Origin of the sequence: Janthinobacterium sp. LPB2021202312-11-4 (assembly GCF_037049705.1) — a bacterium.
Taxonomy (GTDB): Bacteria; Pseudomonadota; Gammaproteobacteria; order Pseudomonadales; family Pseudomonadaceae; genus Aquipseudomonas.
Genome location: NZ_JBAGKV010000032.1, coordinates 33,190 through 49,748, shown reverse-complemented (window position 1 = coordinate 49,748; position 16,559 = coordinate 33,190). Strand labels below are relative to the sequence as shown.

At 58.7% G+C, this 16,559-nt stretch carries 14 protein-coding genes and 1 pseudogene; 6 read left to right on the top strand and 9 right to left on the bottom strand.

The annotated features are described in order from the left end of the window. Positions 1-70: 70 nt before the first annotated feature. Complete coding sequence (locus tag V5E99_RS25995) at positions 71-1,561, bottom strand: aldehyde dehydrogenase family protein (protein WP_499805128.1); 1,491 nt, start codon at positions 1,559-1,561, stop codon at positions 71-73. Between the two features lie 499 nt (positions 1,562-2,060). Between V5E99_RS25995 and peaA the strand changes: the two genes are divergently transcribed. From peaA to peaD, 4 genes are all read left to right on the top strand, one after another. Beyond that, positions 2,061-3,641, top strand: a complete 1,581-nt coding sequence (peaA, locus tag V5E99_RS25990; protein WP_499805126.1) for a quinohemoprotein amine dehydrogenase subunit alpha — start codon at positions 2,061-2,063, stop codon at positions 3,639-3,641. A gap of 80 nt (positions 3,642-3,721) precedes the next feature. Further along, positions 3,722-5,152 carry a quinohemoprotein amine dehydrogenase maturation protein gene (gene peaB / locus V5E99_RS25985; protein WP_054053441.1) on the top strand — a complete coding sequence of 477 codons (1,431 nt, stop codon included), beginning with the start codon at positions 3,722-3,724 and terminating at the stop codon, positions 5,150-5,152. A gap of 1 nt (position 5,153) precedes the next feature. Beyond that, the gene (gene qhpC, locus V5E99_RS25980; RefSeq protein WP_499805124.1) at positions 5,154-5,477 is read left to right on the top strand and encodes a quinohemoprotein amine dehydrogenase subunit gamma; all 324 of its coding nucleotides are present in this window, start codon (positions 5,154-5,156) and stop codon (positions 5,475-5,477) included. 24 nt (positions 5,478-5,501) lie between these two features. Continuing rightward, on the top strand, positions 5,502-6,620 hold the full coding sequence (gene peaD, locus V5E99_RS25975; protein ID WP_499805123.1) for a quinohemoprotein amine dehydrogenase subunit beta: 1,119 nt from the start codon (positions 5,502-5,504) through the stop codon (positions 6,618-6,620). A gap of 122 nt (positions 6,621-6,742) precedes the next feature. On the opposite strand, the gene V5E99_RS25970 is transcribed toward peaD, so the two are convergent. Both V5E99_RS25970 and V5E99_RS25965 read right to left on the bottom strand, forming a co-directional pair. Further along, positions 6,743-7,144: a lysozyme inhibitor LprI family protein gene (locus V5E99_RS25970; RefSeq protein WP_499805121.1), complete on the bottom strand. Its 402-nt coding sequence runs from the start codon at positions 7,142-7,144 to the stop codon at positions 6,743-6,745. Positions 7,145-7,319: 175 nt separating this feature from the next. Beyond that, positions 7,320-7,724, bottom strand: coding sequence for a GFA family protein (locus V5E99_RS25965; protein WP_499805119.1), 405 nt, complete (start codon positions 7,722-7,724; stop codon positions 7,320-7,322). A gap of 170 nt (positions 7,725-7,894) precedes the next feature. Here V5E99_RS25965 and V5E99_RS25960 point away from each other — a divergent pair, with 170 nt between their 5' ends. Next, positions 7,895-8,383 carry an SRPBCC family protein gene (locus V5E99_RS25960; protein ID WP_499805118.1) on the top strand — a complete coding sequence of 163 codons (489 nt, stop codon included), beginning with the start codon at positions 7,895-7,897 and terminating at the stop codon, positions 8,381-8,383. 663 nt (positions 8,384-9,046) lie between these two features. Here V5E99_RS25960 and inhA read toward each other — a convergent pair. After that, on the bottom strand, positions 9,047-9,727 hold the full coding sequence (gene inhA, locus V5E99_RS25955; protein ID WP_499805155.1) for an isonitrile hydratase: 681 nt from the start codon (positions 9,725-9,727) through the stop codon (positions 9,047-9,049). A 91-nt stretch (positions 9,728-9,818) separates the two neighbouring features. Here inhA and V5E99_RS25950 point away from each other — a divergent pair, with 91 nt between their 5' ends. Further along, positions 9,819-10,802, top strand: a complete 984-nt coding sequence (locus tag V5E99_RS25950) for a GlxA family transcriptional regulator (RefSeq protein WP_499805116.1) — start codon at positions 9,819-9,821, stop codon at positions 10,800-10,802. On the opposite strand, the gene V5E99_RS25945 is transcribed toward V5E99_RS25950, so the two are convergent. The 5 genes and pseudogenes from V5E99_RS25945 to V5E99_RS25925 form a co-directional block, all read right to left on the bottom strand. Further along, positions 10,765-11,661 (bottom strand): alpha/beta fold hydrolase, encoded by an 897-nt coding sequence (locus V5E99_RS25945; protein ID WP_499805115.1) that lies wholly within the window; start codon positions 11,659-11,661, stop codon positions 10,765-10,767. The genes V5E99_RS25950 and V5E99_RS25945 overlap by 38 nt on opposite strands. 98 nt (positions 11,662-11,759) lie before the next feature. Then, positions 11,760-13,022, bottom strand: a complete 1,263-nt coding sequence (locus tag V5E99_RS25940; RefSeq protein ID WP_499805114.1) for a hypothetical protein — start codon at positions 13,020-13,022, stop codon at positions 11,760-11,762. Positions 13,023-13,102: 80 nt separating this feature from the next. Then, complete coding sequence (locus V5E99_RS25935; protein WP_499805113.1) at positions 13,103-13,492, bottom strand: hypothetical protein; 390 nt, start codon at positions 13,490-13,492, stop codon at positions 13,103-13,105. Between the two features lie 414 nt (positions 13,493-13,906). Next, positions 13,907-15,733, bottom strand: coding sequence for a glycoside hydrolase family 15 protein (locus tag V5E99_RS25930; RefSeq protein WP_499805112.1), 1,827 nt, complete (start codon positions 15,731-15,733; stop codon positions 13,907-13,909). Then, a pseudogene (locus V5E99_RS25925) lies at positions 15,726-16,525 on the bottom strand (SDR family oxidoreductase). Before V5E99_RS25925 ends, V5E99_RS25930 begins: the two are co-directional and overlap by 8 nt. Positions 16,526-16,559 lie beyond the last annotated feature (34 nt).

The window sequence follows — 16,559 nt, the reverse complement described above, 5'->3', positions numbered from 1 at the left end:
CTCGCTCCCACAGGAGAACACATTCCATTGTGCGAGCTTGCTCGCGATGGCGCCCTCGAGGGCACCTACTTCAGAGCTTGATCAACACCGACTTCAACTCGGTGTAATGCTCAATCGCCGCATACCCCATTTCGCGCCCGACGCCCGACATCTTGTACCCGCCAAACGGTAGCGCCGGATCGAGTGCGCTGTGGCAATTGACCCACACCGAGCCCGACTTGATTCGCGGAATCATCCGGTGCACCGCCGCCAGATCATTGGACCAAATGCTCGCGCCAAGCCCGTAGGGGCTGTCATTGGCCATGCGCAAGGCATCGGCCTCGTCATCGAACGGGATCGCCACCAACACCGGGCCAAAGATCTCTTCCTGCACCAATGAGTGCTTCTGATCGACATCGACAATCACCGTCGGTTTGACGAAAAACCCCGGCCCGAACTGCTCGCCGCCGCAGGCAATCGTCGCGCCGCTTTCCCGGCCCTGTTCGATGTAGCCGTAAACCCGCTCTTGCTGACGCTTGGAGATCAACGGCCCCATGTCGACGCTTGGGTCCATGCCGTTGCCGAGCTTCATCGCATTGGCGATATCGGCGATGTCCGCCACCACATTGTCGAAATGCTTGCGCTGCACATACAGTCGCGAACCGGCACAGCAGACCTGGCCCTGGTTGAAGAAAATCGCGCTGGCGGCACCCGCTGCGGCGGACTTGAGGTCAGCGTCGCCCATGACGATGGTCGGCGATTTGCCCCCCAGTTCCAGGGTCACGCGGGTCATGGATTCCATGGCGATCTTGCCGATTTGCTTGCCCACGGCGGTGGAGCCGGTGAAGGTCAGTTTGTCCACCAACGGGTTGTGCGTTAGCGCCGAACCAGCAGTGATGCCGGTGCCGGTGACCACGTTGAACACGCCTTCGGGGTAGCCGGCTTCCAGCACCAGTTCGGCGAGTTTGAGCGCACTCAGCGGGGTTTCATCGGCGGGTTTGAGCACCACGGTGCAACCCGTGGCCAGGGCCGGGCCGAGTTTCCAGCAGGCCAGCAGCAGCGGGAAATTCCAGGCGACGATGGCACCGACCACCCCCACGGCTTCGCGACGGATGAAACTGTGGAATTGATCGTTGGGCATCAGCGGCAGCGACACCTCGACGCTGGAACCTTCGATCTTGGTCGCCCAACCCGCCATATAGCGCAGGAAGTCGATGGACAGTTGCACGTCCATCACCTGGGCCACCGCCGCGCTTTTACCGTTGTTCAGGTATTCCAGTTGCGCCAGCAGCTCGGCGTCGCGCTCCATCAGGTCGGCGAGTTTCCACAGCATATTTTGCCGTTCGCGGGGGCGGGTGCGGGTCCAGGCGGAATCATCGAAGGCCTGGCGCGCGGCGAGTACCGCGCGGTCGACATCCTCCGGCGTGGCCCGGGGCACCACGCACAGCACTTCGCCGGTGGCCGGGTTGTGCAGGGGCATGGTCTGGCCGTCGGCGGCCTCGACCCAGTCACCGCCGATCAGCATGCGCGGGGCGCGCTGGATGAATGCCGATGTGGCGGGAAGCAAGTAAGGGAGGGACATGTGCAAACCTCTTGTTGTTCGTGTGAAGAGGTCTTTGGCAATGGTTGTGCCAGTTGTGTTGTTTGGGGTGAAACGTCGATGCGTCGGGGTTTTCGGGCGTTTTTCGAGTGTTGTTGTGTAGGGTGAACGTCGCAATTTGCGACGTAGTGAGACGGTGGTGATGCAGGGGGAAATCAAAAGATCGCAGCCTTCGGCAGCTCCTACTCACCTGTGGGCGCCGCCGAAGGCTGCGATCTTTTGATCCTGGTTGCCTATGCTTGTCTCAGAGTGAAACAACTGTCGCGATTTTGGACGTCAGGTTCGACGCAAGATTTTCTTTAAATGCTGTTTTGTTCAATCAAGTCATTGATCTATATGGATATTAATAATCTGGCACGCTCCGTGTATTGCTCATCTCAGACGTTTCTCTTGCCTCCGTCAGCGGTGCGCCGCTGGCGGCAGAAACCATAAAAACGATAAGCCACAACAATAAGAAAGCACCGTGCGAGGTTCGACGTTGATGAAGAGAAAACTCCGATCAGGCATGAGCGCCGGCCTGCTGGCCGTGGCCGCTTGTGTGGCGCTGCATTCGCCTTACAGCCTGGCAGCCCGCGACGCCCAGACTATCCTCAAGGAAACCTGTCAGGGCTGTCACACCCCCGAAGCCGATAATGCCCTGAGCCGCATCAGCCACCAGCGCAAGACCCCGGAAGGCTGGCTGATGAGCATCGCCCGGATGCAGACCATGCACGGTTTGCAGATCAGCGATGACGACCGCCGTACCCTGGTCAAATACCTGGCCGACACCCAGGGCCTGGCGCCGAGCGAAACCGACGGCGTGCGTTATGCGCTGGAACGCCGGCTCAATACCGTCGAGCATTTCGACGACCAGACCAGCCAGATGTGCGGCCGCTGCCACTCCGGTGCGCGGGTCGCGTTGCAACGGCGTCCGGCCCAGGAATGGGAACGCCTGGTGAACTTCCACCTCGGCCAATGGCCGTCGCTGGAATACCAGGCCCTGGCCCGGGACCGTGACTGGTTCGATATCGCTCGCAAAGACATGGTGCCGCTGCTGGCCAAGCGTTATCCGCTGGACAATCCGGCCTGGAAAGCCTGGCTGAAAGTCGCGCCGAAAGCCGATGCATTGGTCGGTGACTGGAGCTTCAGCGGCCACTTGCCGGGCAAAGGCGAACTGGCCGGGGTGATGAGCGTCACCGCCGACGGCAGCGACACCTTCAAGGTCAGCGTCAAAGGTCAGTACGCTGATGGCAGTCCGTTCAACGGCGACGGCAGTGCGATTCTCTACAGCGGCTACGAATGGCGCGGCAACGTGACCATCGATGGCGTGACCATGCGCCAGGTATTCGCCGCTCAAGGCACGGCGATGCAGGGCCGGATGTTCGAGGCCGAGCACGATGAGCGCGGTCTGGACTTCGTCGCCGCCAAGCAGGGCAGCAGCCGTTTGCTGGCGGTTCAACCGGGTTACCTGAAGGCGGGTACTGAAACGGAAGTGACGTTGGTCGGCAGCGGTCTCACCGGTAAACCGAACTTCGGCAAAGGCGTGGAAGTGGTTGCCGTCGTCGAGCAAAGCCCTGAGCGTATGCGGGTCAAGCTCAAGGCTGCGGCCAATGCCCAACCGGGTTTGCGCAACGTCACCGTCGGCACGCTGAAAGGCCCGACTCTGTCGGTCTACAGCGCAATCGCCCAAGTCAAAGTCGTGCCGGAATTCTCCGTGGCACGGATCGGCGAGGGCGGTGGTTCGACGCCGAAAGTCCAGGGCCGCTTCGATGCCGAAGCCTGGGGCAAGGGCGCCGATGGCAAGCCGTATCGCATCGGCGTGTTCCCGGCGCAGTGGAAGGTCGAGGCCTTCGATGACCGCGCCAAGGAAGACGAAGATGTCAAGTTCGCCGGGACCATGCAGGCTGACAGCGGCGTGTTCACGCCGGGCGATGCCGGGCCGAATCCGCAGCGCAAAATGTCCACCAACAATGCCGGCAACCTCAAGGTGATCGCCGCCGTCGACGACGCAGGGAAATCCCTGACCGGCGAAGGCCACATGATCGTCACCGTGCAACGCTGGAACAATCCACCCATTCCATGAGTTGGCTGAACACCGACGTTTCAGACACTTTTCGGAATGACCGCAGGCCCCGCCAAGCGGGGTTTGCACAGGAGGTTGCAATGGGCGCTATTTTGAATCTGGTCGAACGGAACCTGCACGAAGTGCACGTCGATGCCGACCGCATGCTGTTTCACATCCCCAGCAGTTCGCTGTTCGCCAGCGATGAGCTGACCGGCACCATCATCGACACCTTGCGCGGTCCCGGTTGTTCCTCGGACGACCTGATCCAGCGCCTGGCCGCTCGCTTCAACGGTGAAGAAATCACCGAGACCCTGCGCGAGCTGATGGCCCTGGAACTGGTCAGCGACGGTTCGCCCCTGACCCCGGACATCGGCACCAAGCGGGTCGAGCGCACCGCGATTAATACCGTGGTGCTCAACGTCAACACCGGCTGCAATTTGAGTTGCACCTACTGCTACAAGGAAGACCTCGACAAGCCATCGGCGGGCAAGAAAATGGACGTCGAAACCGCCGTGGCGTCGGTGGAAATGCTGCTGCGCGAATCCCCGGATGAAGAGCGTTTTACCGTGGTGTTTTTCGGTGGCGAACCGCTGAGCAACCGCAAGTTGATCGAGTACATGGTCGACTACTGCGAAAAGCGCTTTGCCGAGGCGGGCAAGTTCGTCGAGTTTGTCATGACCACCAACGCCACGCTGCTCACCGAAGACACCGTGGACTACCTCAATGCCCACCGTTTCGGGCTGTCGGTGAGTATCGACGGGCCGAAAACCGTGCACGACCGCAACCGCATCACCGTGGGCGGGCAGGGCACGTATGACGTGGTGCGGCGCAAGGCCGAGATGCTGCTGTCGCGCTACAACAGCCGACCGGTGGGCGCGCGGGTGACCCTGACCACCGGCGTCACCGACGTCGAAACCATCTGGGACCACCTGTTCAACGAACTGGGGTTTGCCGAAGTCGGCTTCGCTCCGGTGACCTCGGGTGATATCAGCACCTTCAACCTGTCCAGCGACGAACTGATCGAAGTCTTCGCCAACATGAAGAAGCTCGGCCGGCGTTATCTGGAAGCCGCGTTGGAGCACCGCAATATCGGTTTCTCCAACCTGCACCAGTTGATCACCGACATCCACGAAGGCCACAAAAAAGCCCTGCCGTGCGGCGCCGGTTTGAAGATGCTGGCGGTGGATCACAAGGGCGAGCTGAACCTGTGTCACCGCTTCACCGGCTCAAGCCTGCCGACGTTTGGCAACGTCCACAGCGGCGTGAAACAGGTCGAGTTGAACGACTTCCTGTCCCAACGCCTGGACCGCACCAACACCGGGTGCGAGGACTGTCAGATCCGCAACCTGTGTTCCGGCGGCTGCTACCACGAAAGCTATGCCCGTTACGGCGACCCGACTCACCCGACCTATCACTACTGCGAACTGATGCGTGACTGGGTCGACTTCGGCATCGAGGTCTACACCCGGATCATGGCCCACAACCCTGCGTTTATCAGCAGCTACATCACTCCGCGCAAGGCTCACTGATATGAAACATCTCAAGGCAATCAATAACAAAGCGCTGAAAATGGACAAGGCCGCGGAAGAAAACCGCATCGAAGAAGTGGTGGCGATGAGCTCCGTCGCCGGCTGCGCCTCGACCACCGACCCGGGTTGGGAAATCGATGCGTTTGGCGGTGTGTCGTCGCTGTGCCAGCCGATGGAAGCGGATCTTTATGGCTGTTCCGACCCGTGCTGGTGGCCGGCCCAGGTGCCCGACATGATGAGCACCTACCCGGACTGGAACAAGGACGCGCAGGCCTCGAACGAGAGCTGGCGCAACCTGGGCACGGTCTTTCCAAAAGACAAATAATCGGACAGAGAGAAGGATTCCAGCATGCTTCGTATCAAAGCCTGCGGCCTGGCCGCACTCGCCGTCCTGAGCGTCTGTTCGCTTAACGTTCTGGCCGATGAAAACACTGCGTTGCAAGACGGTCACGAGTACATGTTGACCACCAATTACCCGAACAACCTGCATGTGATCGACCTGGCCACGGACACCTTGTTCAAGACCTGCAAGATGCCGGATGCCTTCGGTCCGGGCACCGTGCAACTGTCGCCGGATCGCAAGACCGCTTATGTGCTGAACAATCACTACGCGGACATTTACGGCGTCGAAATCGACAGTTGCAAACAGGTATTCCACGCCAGCATCACCCAGAAACCGGGGGAGAAAGCGCGCTCGATGTTCGCCTTCACCCTCAGCCATGACGGCAAGGAACTGTTTGCCGTCGCCAACCCGACGCTGATGCTCAACGACCGTTATGAAGTGCAACAGCCACGGCTCGATGTCTACGCCACCGACGCCGGCATGGACGCCAGACCGGTGCGCAGTTTCCCGGCGCCACGGCAACTGACCATCATGCAAAGTGGCGACGACGGCACGCTGTATGTGGCGGGGGCGGATGTCTACAAGGTGGATGTGAAAACCGGCAAGTTCGACGTGCTGATCCCCAGTCGCCACTGGAAACGCGAGAACTACAGCGCCCCGGACGTGCTCTACGTGTGGAACCAGCAGACCTACCGCCATGACTTTTCGCTGCTCTACACCACCGCGAAATTCAAGGACAAGAAGCAGGACCCGTTGACCGCCGACTACCTCTACGGGCTGTTCAGCATCGACCTGAAGACCGGCAAGACCGAAACCACCGACTTCGGCCCTTTGACGGAAATCTACTTCAGCGGCATGCGCTCGCCCAAGGACCCGAACCTGATGTTCGGCGTGCTCAACCGCTTGGCCAAGTACGACATCAAGCAGAAGAAAATGCTCCAGGCGGCGACGCTGGATCACTCCTACTACTGCATTTCCTTCAACAAGGACGGCAGCAAGATCTACCTGGCCGGGACCTTCAATGATGTGGCGATCTTTGATGCCGAGAGCCTGAAACAGATCGGCAGCATCAAAATGCCGGGTGGGGATATGGCGATTACCACGGCGCAGGTGTTTGTTCGGTAATTGCGGCGTCTGAGCGGGCGCCTTCGCGGGCAAGCCTCGCTCCTACAGGGGATTTGTGATCGACACAAAACCCCGTAGGAGCGAGGCTTGCCCGCGAAGAGGCCCTCACTGACACCGCAGCATCAAGCTCCAGGTACCGGGCAACCCAAATCCCCTTCCTCACACTTCAAATACGTCTTGAACGCCTCGACCCGCGCCTTGGTCAGGCCGGTCATGCAGTTGCTGTAAATCAGCGGGTACACACTGCCACCCGCCACCCCGGACGTCGAAAATGCGCACTCGGCATCCCGAAAGGCCACCCAACTGCGTTGGGCGCTGACCAGTAACTTCTTTGCGTCGGGCTCATCTTTCAAACGTTGGGTGATCTGCTGATAAAGGGCATTCAGCTCTTTATCCGCCGCTTTGTACTGCTGGCCTGCGCACTGATTCATATCACCCTGGGTATTGGCATTGTCACAGTCCACGGCGTGTGCCGCAGTGACGAACAGCAATGGCGTCAAGGCCAGGAGAAAGCGTGGGAGCATGGGGGACTCTCGTGGTGAGATGGATAGTGGGGGCAGTGTAGCGAATCTACGATTCACCACTCACCCTGTGGGAGCGGGCTTACTCGCGAAAGCGGTGTGTCCGGCAAATTAATGTCGACTGACACGCCCTCTTCGCGAGCAAGCCCGCTCCCACAACGGATTGTGTAAAGACAGGCTATGTCTGCCATTCCGGGCATTGTTCAATCCCTTCATGTTCAAGCCATGGCACGTCATGAGACGTCCAGATATGCCCTTGGGGCGTTAGCCCCGGATCATCATCGAGTGTCGCCACCCGCACGATCACATGCGGTTGCGTCAACCGCTCCGCCATCAAGTGCGAGCCGCAGGCCGAACAGAAATGCCGAAATTTCCCCGGTGAAGATTCATGGCTGCTCAGGCGATCCTGACCCTTGGTCCAGCGAAAATGCTCGCGCATGACCCCGGCCGTTGAAGAAAACGCCGCAGCGTGGGCTTTGCGACACGTCTGGCAATGACAGTGAATGATGGGCATGTCGAGGCCATCGAGTTGATATTCGATGGCTTTGCACAGACAGCTGCCACGGAGGGAGAGAGGTTGCATGGGTCGTCCTTGGCCGAAATTTCTGACGTTGCGGACTCTAACATGCCGGCGCCACGCGCCTTTTGCAGGCGCGACCAAGATCCCGAAAACGACGGCAGCACCCGCTTGATACAACTTTAGGGTTGGTCTTGTGGTCTTACAGGCCTACTGTTCAATACAGGAGGTGACTTATGAACCCAGCATCAGATCGCATCGAAAGAAAGATTTTGCTCAAGGCGCCGCGTTCGCAAGTCTGGCGCGTGTTGGCCAATGCCGAAGCGTTCGGCCAGTGGTTTGGCGTCTCGCTCGAGGGCAAGCGCTTTGTCGCCGGTGACTGGACCCAGGGGCAGATCACCTATCCCGGTTATGAGCACTTGCTGTGGAATGTCCTGGTGGAGCGGGTCGAGCCGGAGCGGGTGTTTTCGTTTCGCTGGCACCCGTATGCGGTAGAGCCTCACATCGACTACTCCCAGGAGCCGACCACCCTGGTGCTGTTCGAACTCGAAGACATGGATAACGGCACCTTGCTCAAGGTCACCGAGTCCGGTTTCGATCACATTCCCCAAGAGCGCCGGCTCAAGGCCTTCCGTATGGACAGCCGGGGTTGGGACGAGCAGATGAGCAATATCGAAGAGTTTTTAAAAATCAGCGCCAAGGCCCGAGAGCATCAGGGGCAGTGATTGACCCCGGTTGAAACGCCAGGCCGGGTGCCGGACGGCCAAAGGTCAGCTGCAGGCCGCTAAACTCGCGGCCTCCATGTCTGATACCTGAGACGTCTAAGGGTTTTCGGAAGGGCGGCTATAGCGAATGTCTTACACGCGATGGTAGCTATGTCGTCTATTGCACATTGGATCCGAAGCGTAATCTAGCCTCATCAACTGAAGCACAGGGAGTGCTCAGGATCATGGATGATCGACCATAAGCAAGGACACGCTGCCGACAGGGAGTCGTAATGGTCTTGGGAAAAACCCGCCTCGGCGGGTTTTTTTTGGTCTGTTGCAAAGTCGAAGGGACATTTCGTACGGGTTTCGGCCGCCAATGGTCAAACGCTTACACGCACTCGCGGGTATGTCGTCTGTTTAAGTCTCATCGCTCACGTTAATCTGGCTCCATCAACTGAAGCACAGGAAGTGCTCAGGATCACGGATGATCGACCATTAGCCAGGACGGCTGCCGACAGGATGTCGCGATGGTCTTGAGAAACCCGCTTAGGCGGGTTTTTTTTCGTCTGTCGAAAAGCACCTGCCTTTCCGTAGGAACGAGGCTTGCCCGCGAAGAAGCCAACGCGGTGCCTCAGACAAACCGCGTCATCGTTCTTCGCGGGCAAGCCTCGCTCCTACCATTCATTGAAGCCTGGCCGCTGCCCGCTCGGTGATCAGTTTGCGTTGCACGAACGAAGGCGCAGCCCGCCGTTGAGCCTCTTCCAAAATACTGCGTGGCGCCGTTTCCGGGCTGCCGGACTGGAACGGTGGCGCCGGGGCATATTCAAGTTGCAGTTGGATCACCTGTGCGGTCTCTTCATCGAACAACTCGGCGGCCAGGGTCAAGGCAAAGTCGATGCCCGCCGTGATCCCGCCACCGGTCAGCAGATTGCCGTCGCGCACCACCCGCTCCTTGACTGGAATCGCCCCTAAAATGCCGAGCAAGTCGTGATACGCCCAATGCGTGGTGGCGCGTTTGCCTTGCAACAGGCCTGCCGCGCCGAGCACCAGCGAGCCGGTGCACACCGAGGTGACGTAACGGGCATTGGCCGCCTGAGCCTTGATGAACGCCAGGGTTTGTTCATCTTCCATCAACGGCCCGACACCGCTGCCGCCGGGGATGCAAATCACGTCCAGTGCCGGGCAGTCGTCGAAGGTGGTGGTCGGTTTCAGTACCAGGCCAGTGCTGGCGGTGACGGGCACCAGGTCTTTCCAGATCAAATGCACCTTCACGTCCGGCAACGAGGCGAGCACGTCATAAGGGCCGGTCAGGTCCAGTTGTTGAACCTGTGGAAACAACAGAAAGCCGATCTGCAACGTCATGGTGTTTTTCTCCGGGGTGGGGGTGGACGGCTTCATCCTAGGCTCGTAGGATCTGGCGTATCCGCCAATCACCCCACGAATTGCGCCAATCATGCCGAAAATCATTCATGTGCTCGCGTTTGCCAATGTGCAACTGCTTGACGTCACCGGGCCGTTGCAAGTATTTGCCTCGGCCAACGACATCGCCCGTCAACAGGGTTTGCCCGCGCCCTATGCGCCGTCGGTGATTGCCAGCGGTGGCGGGGCGGTGATGTCATCGGCGGGCCTGGCCATGTTGGCCGAACCATTGCCGGCGGGTGGCAGCGATACCTTGATCATTTCCGGTGGCTGGGGCGTGTATGCAGCGGCGCAAGACCCGGCGCTGGTGGCGTGGGTGCGTGACTACGCGAACGGCTGCCGCCGCGTGTCGTCGGTGTGTACCGGGGCGTTTTTGCTGGCGGCCAGTGGCTGGCTCGATGGTCGGCGGGTGGTGACCCACTGGACCCGCTGCGAAGAATTGGCGCAAAAGCATCCACGGCTGCACGTCGAGCCCAACCCGATTTTTATCAACGACGGCCCGGTCTGGACCTCGGCGGGGGTGACGGCCGGCATCGACCTGGCGCTGGCCATGGTCGAAGAAGACCTCGGCCGCGCCATGGCCCTGGACGTCGCGCGGCAACTGGTGGTGTTTCTCAAGCGCCCTGGCGGGCAGTCGCAGTTCAGCGTCACCTTGTCGCTGCAACAGGAAGGCAACCGCTTCGACGAACTTCATGCCTGGATCAGCGAAAATCTCACCAAAGACCTCGGTGTCCCGACCCTGGCTTTGCAGGCCGGCATGAGTGAACGCAGCTTTATTCGTCACTACCGCGCCGACACCGGCCAGACCCCGGCACGGGCCATCGAACAGATTCGGGTTGAAACCGCTCGGCGGCTGCTCAGCGACACCGGCGTGCCGATCAAACGGGTCGCGGTGCAATGCGGGTTCGGCAGCGAAGAAACCCTGCGCCGCAGTTTCCTGCGGGCCATGGGGGTGACGCCTCAGGCTTATCGTGAGCGCTTCAGTGTGAGCCTTGCAGCAGATCCAGTAGCGCCTTGAGCGTCGCTTCGGACGCTTCCTCGGGAATGTTATGCCCGACGCCAGCCAGCACGCGACGTTCGTAATGGCCGGTGAAATGTTCGAGGTCTTCGTCGGCCTCGGATGCCGGCCCGACGCCATCGTCAGCGCCGCACAGGGAAATCGTCGGCACGCTGATCGCCGGTTGTTTGGCCAACACTTCTTCCATCCACTCCAGCGCCGGATCACCGGAGGCATACATAAAACGATGCCGATACGAGTGAATTACCACCTCGACGAAATCCGGATTATCAAAGGCCGGCGCACTCAAGGCGTAACGCTCGGCGTTGTGGGCCCAGGTCGGCGACCACAAACGCCAAAGCCATTCGCAAAAGGCTCGACGATTCTCGGTCAAACCTTCAACGCCGCGCGGGGTGTGGAAGTAATACTGATACCAGAGCCGATGCTCGGTCTCGGGTGGCAGTGGCTGAATTGAGCCGGGAATATCTTGCAAGTTGTAGCCATCGCCGGTGACCAGGCAGCGAACCCGCTCCGGCCATAACGCCGCGACAATGCACGCTGCCCGGCCACCCCAGTCGTAACCGCAGAGCGCGGCTTGCGGGATGGCCAACGCATCCATCAGCTCCAGCAGGTCCTGAGCCAGAGCGGCTTGCTGGCCTGAGCGCAAGGTGTCGGGGCTGTTGAAACGAGTCGGGCCATAACCGCGCAGGTATGGGACGATGACGCGGTAGCCTTGAGCAGCGAGGGCCGGGGCGATGGCGTCGTAGGCGCGGGGGGAATAGGGGAAACCGTGGAGCAGGATGGTCGGTTCGCCGGTAGGGGGACCATAGTGTTCATAGGCGATGGTAAGATTTGGAGTTTTTACAAGTGGCGTATTCATATATGTTATTACGAAGGCAAATGTTGGCTTTTACTTTAGTAGTTTTTTTGAGTTTTTTGTCGAATTTGTAATATGTGTTTTGAATGCTCTGAAAGGTGTCACGTTTTTAAGGGTGCCCGTTTTGCGACCCTCCATGCATAATTAATTATATGGTTGCTCACGCTGAATGTTAGTTTGTCTTCTACTAGTTTTATTTTGGCGGGGTATTCTCCCGTTTCGTTATGGTGCCATCCGGTCGCGGTGCTCGAATCCCCATTGTTGCCGATGATCACTCTGGCGCGTTTTACCTCAAGTGGGTTGGGGAAAATATGTCGAAGTGAATCTTTGTCTGCGCGCCCAGATATACGATTTGGCGTATTCTTTTGTGGGTCGGTCTCATAAGAGGCAAATGTGGATTGTATAAGTAATCCCATTGTCTCTTTGCATTTAAATGTGGTGTATTGATTGTCTTGGTCTTGGTCTTGGTCTTGTTTTGGCACATCTAAGAAATTGCATTCTAATGTGATTATGCTAGTTGCATTTTGTTTGAGAGTCGTTTCTTTAGGTGATATGACTTGCTCTATTAAGTAGGCCCTCGAGAGAATAAGGCGGTCGTCCTTCACCAAGAAGTGCAAATCAATCCGCTGAGGCATTTCGCCTACTCCGGTAGCTTTTATCTTCTGCCACTCATATAAGCCTCCACAAAATAAAGCGAGGGGCGAGTTTTCAGTATGACCATTAGAGACGTCGCTTTCTCTATAAAGCATTTCGGCGGATAGGTGCTCAGCTAGATCTTCTGTTGCTGAAATACTTGTTTTTGACTCGGTTTTTGCAGCCCATTGATCTCTCTTTTCAATCAACTCCATTATCTGTTTTGCACCGCTCCCACTTGCGTAGCAATATCCAAATTTTTTGGTGGTTAATTGTTTTGCTGCATTGTGGATGAACGGTGTTTTTGTTGCGTTTTTATCTATAAGTACGCCTAAAAGTGAAAACTTATTTTGTTCTAATCCCATTTCTGAGAGTGTGTCATATAATATGTCGCATGTTGTCCTGTAGTTGGTGTCGTAGAGTTGTTTTTCCTTGAGTTTATTTTGGTATTTTTTCCAAAAAATATACGCGGTAGGGCACGATCCTGAGAAAGCAAGTATTCCGGCGTTGTCATCTAGCGTGAAGAATTTTCTTCCCATTCGAGTGATGTGCCATGGCCTTTCGTCTTCCAAGGTTGCAGGATTTTTTTCTGTCCATTCCGACGAAATTAATCCAAGTGCCGGAAGCCAGATTTTTTTATATTCTGCTGGGTCTGCTCCTTCTGCGGTTATTAAACTGTCTGATAAGAGATAGGGGTCAGTAGCAGCGTTTAGTAAAGCTATAGCAGTCATACTTTTTTGAACTCGAATTTTAAATTATTTCATGTAATATTTTTTGTAATATTTTGATATTGCATCATAAGGATGAGCCACTAAGTTTCTGTTTCCGCCACCTGATTAAAGTACTTCGACCGATCCGGCGTAAACGTCACCACCATCCTCGTCCGCGAGCAGGTCAACGCGCGTTCCGCCGCCAGATCAATATCCAGATCTTCCCCACGCAAGCCCTGCCATTGCGCCAGGTATTTGAGCGATCCGTATTTTTCGAGTTTTTTCAGGCTGCGGCTCACGCCACCTTTCCAGCCCAGCACGGGCAGTTCGCCGGCGAGGCACTGTTGGGCCATGTCGGGGAATCGGGCGGCGCGTTGGCGGCCGATTTCCCAGCATTTGATCAGGCCCTTGTCGTGGGCTTCCCAGAGTTCGTCCCGGTTCAGGCCGGAGCGCAATGGGGCGGTGATGGGGCGGTGGATGCGCTGGATCATTCTGGTTCCTTGAATTCGGGTTTTATTGGACAGCTCCGCTGTACCCGTTGACGGTGGATGGTAGGGGGGGATGTAACAGCTGGCAACAAGGTATTTGGCGGAGTAGGAAAGGTTTGCAGGAAGGTAACAGGTTGGGGCTGTTTGGCTGTTGTAGGTGCATGACCTACACGATCTTGTGGCGAGGGGGCTTGCCCCCGTTCGGCTGCGCAGCAGGCGAAGAGCCAGTAAAATCTGGGCTTCTGGGGGATTTAAGGGGGCCGCTGGGCTACCCGACGGGGGCAAGCCCCCTCGCCACAGGTGATCTTCGGAGCCAGATAGACCGCGTTTTTTGTTTATCGCGGATCAGCCTTAAGCCTACGAATCTTCATCGTAAAGAGGACATTTCCGACAAGCGCCAATGGCGTTGGATGACGTTCAAGGCTGCCAATAGTTTTTCTCCCCGCTCAATTTGCGATCCAGAAAACTCGCTGCACTGATCAGCGCCAGGTGCGTCAAGGCTTGTGGTGTGTTCCCCAGATGCCGCGCGTGGCTGTCGAACTCTTCGGCGTATAACCCCAGCGGGTTGGCGTAGCGCAGCAATTGTTCAAATTCCAGATGAGCCTTTTCCACCTGGCCGGCCCGGGCCAGGCATTCGACGTACCAGAACGAGCACGCGGCAAAAGCGCCTTCGGTGCCGGCCAAACCGTCGATCTGGCTGTCGTCGTTGCGGTAGCGATAAACCATGCCGTCGCGCACCAGAGTCTTTTCGATAGCTTCGAGGGTCGCCAGCCAGCGTGGGTCCTTGGCGCTGACGAAGCGCACCAGCGGCATCAGCAGCATCGAGCCATCGAGGGCGGTGCCGCCGATGTGTTGCACGAAATGCCCGCGTTCTTCATTCCAGAATTTGTCCCAGATATCGGCGTAGATCGCCTGACGGGTCTGGTCCCAGCGGGCGAACGGGGCGGGCAGGGAACGTTTGGAGGCCAGGCGAATGGCCCGGTCCACAGCCACCCAGCACATCAGTCGCGAGTGCAGGAAGTGGTGCTGCTCGCCGCACATTTCCCAGATGCCGACGTCTTCGCTCTGCCAGGTTTCGCAGACTTGATCGACCACCTCCACGGTGTGCTTCCAGCCTTCATGGGAAATCGCTTCGCCGTATTTGTTGACAAGGTACACCGCGTCCATCAGCTCGCCGAAGATGTCGAGCTGGACTTGATCGTAGGCACCATTGCCGATGCGCACCGGTTGGGCGCCACCGTGGCCAGCCAAGTGGGTGAGTTCGGTTTCCGGCAGTTCCTGGCGGCCGTCGATCGCGTAGAGGATGTTGATTTTCATCGACTGGCCATGGCAATCGCTGACTCGCCCGCGCATCCACTTCATGTAGGCGTTGGCCTCGTCGACGAAGCCCAGGCGCATAAAGGCATAAACGGTGAACGAGGCATCGCGGACCCAGGTGTAGCGGTAGTCCCAGTTACGCTCGCCGCCCGGGGTTTCCGGCAGGCCGAAGGTCGCGGCGGCGAGGATTGCCCCGTGTTTGCGCGAGGTCAGCAGCTTCAGCGCCAGGGCCGAGCGATTGACCATTTCCCGCCAGCGCCCACGGTAATTGGACTGGCCGATCCAGTCGCGCCAGAACTTCAAAGTACGTTCGACGCACAGGGCGGCGGCGCCTTCCTTGAAACGCGGGTCGTCGATGGCGCCCAACAGAAACTCCGCGCCTTGCCCCTGTTCAAGGGTGAATTCGGCAACTGCTACGTTGCCATCAACCCGCAACACCTGATCCGAAGACAGGCGCAGGGACGGTTGATCATCCGCCTCGAAGGCGACGTCTTTTTCGTCCATCCGCGCACGGCTGTTGGCGCGGGCGTAGTCATGCCGCACCGCGCAACGCATGCGCAGCGTGGCGGTGCCGCTGACCACCCGCACCCGGCGCATCAGCATCGGCAGGTCATCTTCGCTGTCGCCGATGGGCAGCAGATCGGTGACTTCGACCACTGCGCGGTCGCTCAGCCAGCGGGTTTGCAGCACGTTGGTGTCCGGCAGGTAGATTTGCTCGCGGCGGGCGTCGGGCAGGTCCGGGGATAACTGGAAAATCCCGGCCTCGGGAGTGTCCAGCAGCGAACAGAAAATCGATGGGCTGTCGAATTCCGGCCAGCAGAAGAAATCCACGCTGCCCTTGTCGTTGACCAGCGCCGCGCTGCGCATATCGCCAATGATGCCGTGGGCGTCGATGGCGCTTTGTCGTTCGGGATGATGATCAGCCATTGCCACGGAACTCCGGATAGAGGCTCATGCCGCCGTCGATAAACAGGGTGGTGCCGACAATGTAGTCGGAGGCGTCGGAGGCGAGAAACACCACGGCGCTGGCGATGTCCTCGACGTCACCGATGCGGCCGTAAGGGATGAGTTTGAGCAGCTCCTGCGCCGCATCGCCCTCGGTGGCGGCGCGGTTGATCGGCGTGCGAATCGCCCCCGGTGCGATGCCGTTGATGCGGATTTTTTGCTGGCTGACTTCCTGGGCCAGGGTCTGCATCAGCATGTCGACGCCACCCTTGGACGCCGCGTAATTGACGTGTCCGGCCCAGGGAATGCGCTGGTGCACCGAGCTCATATGAATGATTTTGCCGGCGGCCCGGGACACGCCCTGGCGAATCCCCTGCTGGTTGAAAATCCGCAGGGCGGCGCGGGCGCAGAGGAATTGGCCGGTGAGGTTGACGCCGATCACCTGGTTCCAGTCGGCCAGGCTCATGTCCACGGCGTTGGCGTCTTTCTGCATCCCGGAATTGGCCACCAGGATGTCGAGGAAACCGAAGGCGTCGAGGGTCTGGGCGAACAGGCGTTCGACGTCTTCTTCTTTGGAGACGTCGGCGCCGATGGCGAGGGCGCGACCGCCACTGGCGTTGATCTGCCGGGCCAGTGCTTCGGCGGGCTGGGCCTGGGCGTTGTAGTTGATGACGACGGCAGCACCGGCGGCGGCCAGGCTTTGGCGGCACCGGCGCCGATGCCGGAACTGGCACCGGTGACCAGCGCCACTTGTTGATCGAGGGAAATCTGCATGAGCGTTAGCGCCTTGAAGTGAGGGCCTAACTAG

Coding starts and splice junctions, on each gene's coding strand:
- V5E99_RS25995 (WP_499805128.1), bottom strand. CDS start 1,561: ATGTCCCTCCCTTACTTGCTTCCCGCCACATCGGCATTCATCCAGCGC.
- peaA (WP_499805126.1), top strand. CDS start 2,061: ATGAAGAGAAAACTCCGATCAGGCATGAGCGCCGGCCTGCTGGCCGTG.
- peaB (WP_054053441.1), top strand. CDS start 3,722: ATGGGCGCTATTTTGAATCTGGTCGAACGGAACCTGCACGAAGTGCAC.
- qhpC (WP_499805124.1), top strand. CDS start 5,154: ATGAAACATCTCAAGGCAATCAATAACAAAGCGCTGAAAATGGACAAG.
- peaD (WP_499805123.1), top strand. CDS start 5,502: ATGCTTCGTATCAAAGCCTGCGGCCTGGCCGCACTCGCCGTCCTGAGC.
- V5E99_RS25970 (WP_499805121.1), bottom strand. CDS start 7,144: ATGCTCCCACGCTTTCTCCTGGCCTTGACGCCATTGCTGTTCGTCACT.
- V5E99_RS25965 (WP_499805119.1), bottom strand. CDS start 7,724: ATGCAACCTCTCTCCCTCCGTGGCAGCTGTCTGTGCAAAGCCATCGAA.
- V5E99_RS25960 (WP_499805118.1), top strand. CDS start 7,895: ATGAACCCAGCATCAGATCGCATCGAAAGAAAGATTTTGCTCAAGGCG.
- inhA (WP_499805155.1), bottom strand. CDS start 9,727: ATGACGTTGCAGATCGGCTTTCTGTTGTTTCCACAGGTTCAACAACTG.
- V5E99_RS25950 (WP_499805116.1), top strand. CDS start 9,819: ATGCCGAAAATCATTCATGTGCTCGCGTTTGCCAATGTGCAACTGCTT.
- V5E99_RS25945 (WP_499805115.1), bottom strand. CDS start 11,661: ATGAATACGCCACTTGTAAAAACTCCAAATCTTACCATCGCCTATGAA.
- V5E99_RS25940 (WP_499805114.1), bottom strand. CDS start 13,022: ATGACTGCTATAGCTTTACTAAACGCTGCTACTGACCCCTATCTCTTA.
- V5E99_RS25935 (WP_499805113.1), bottom strand. CDS start 13,492: ATGATCCAGCGCATCCACCGCCCCATCACCGCCCCATTGCGCTCCGGC.
- V5E99_RS25930 (WP_499805112.1), bottom strand. CDS start 15,733: ATGGCTGATCATCATCCCGAACGACAAAGCGCCATCGACGCCCACGGC.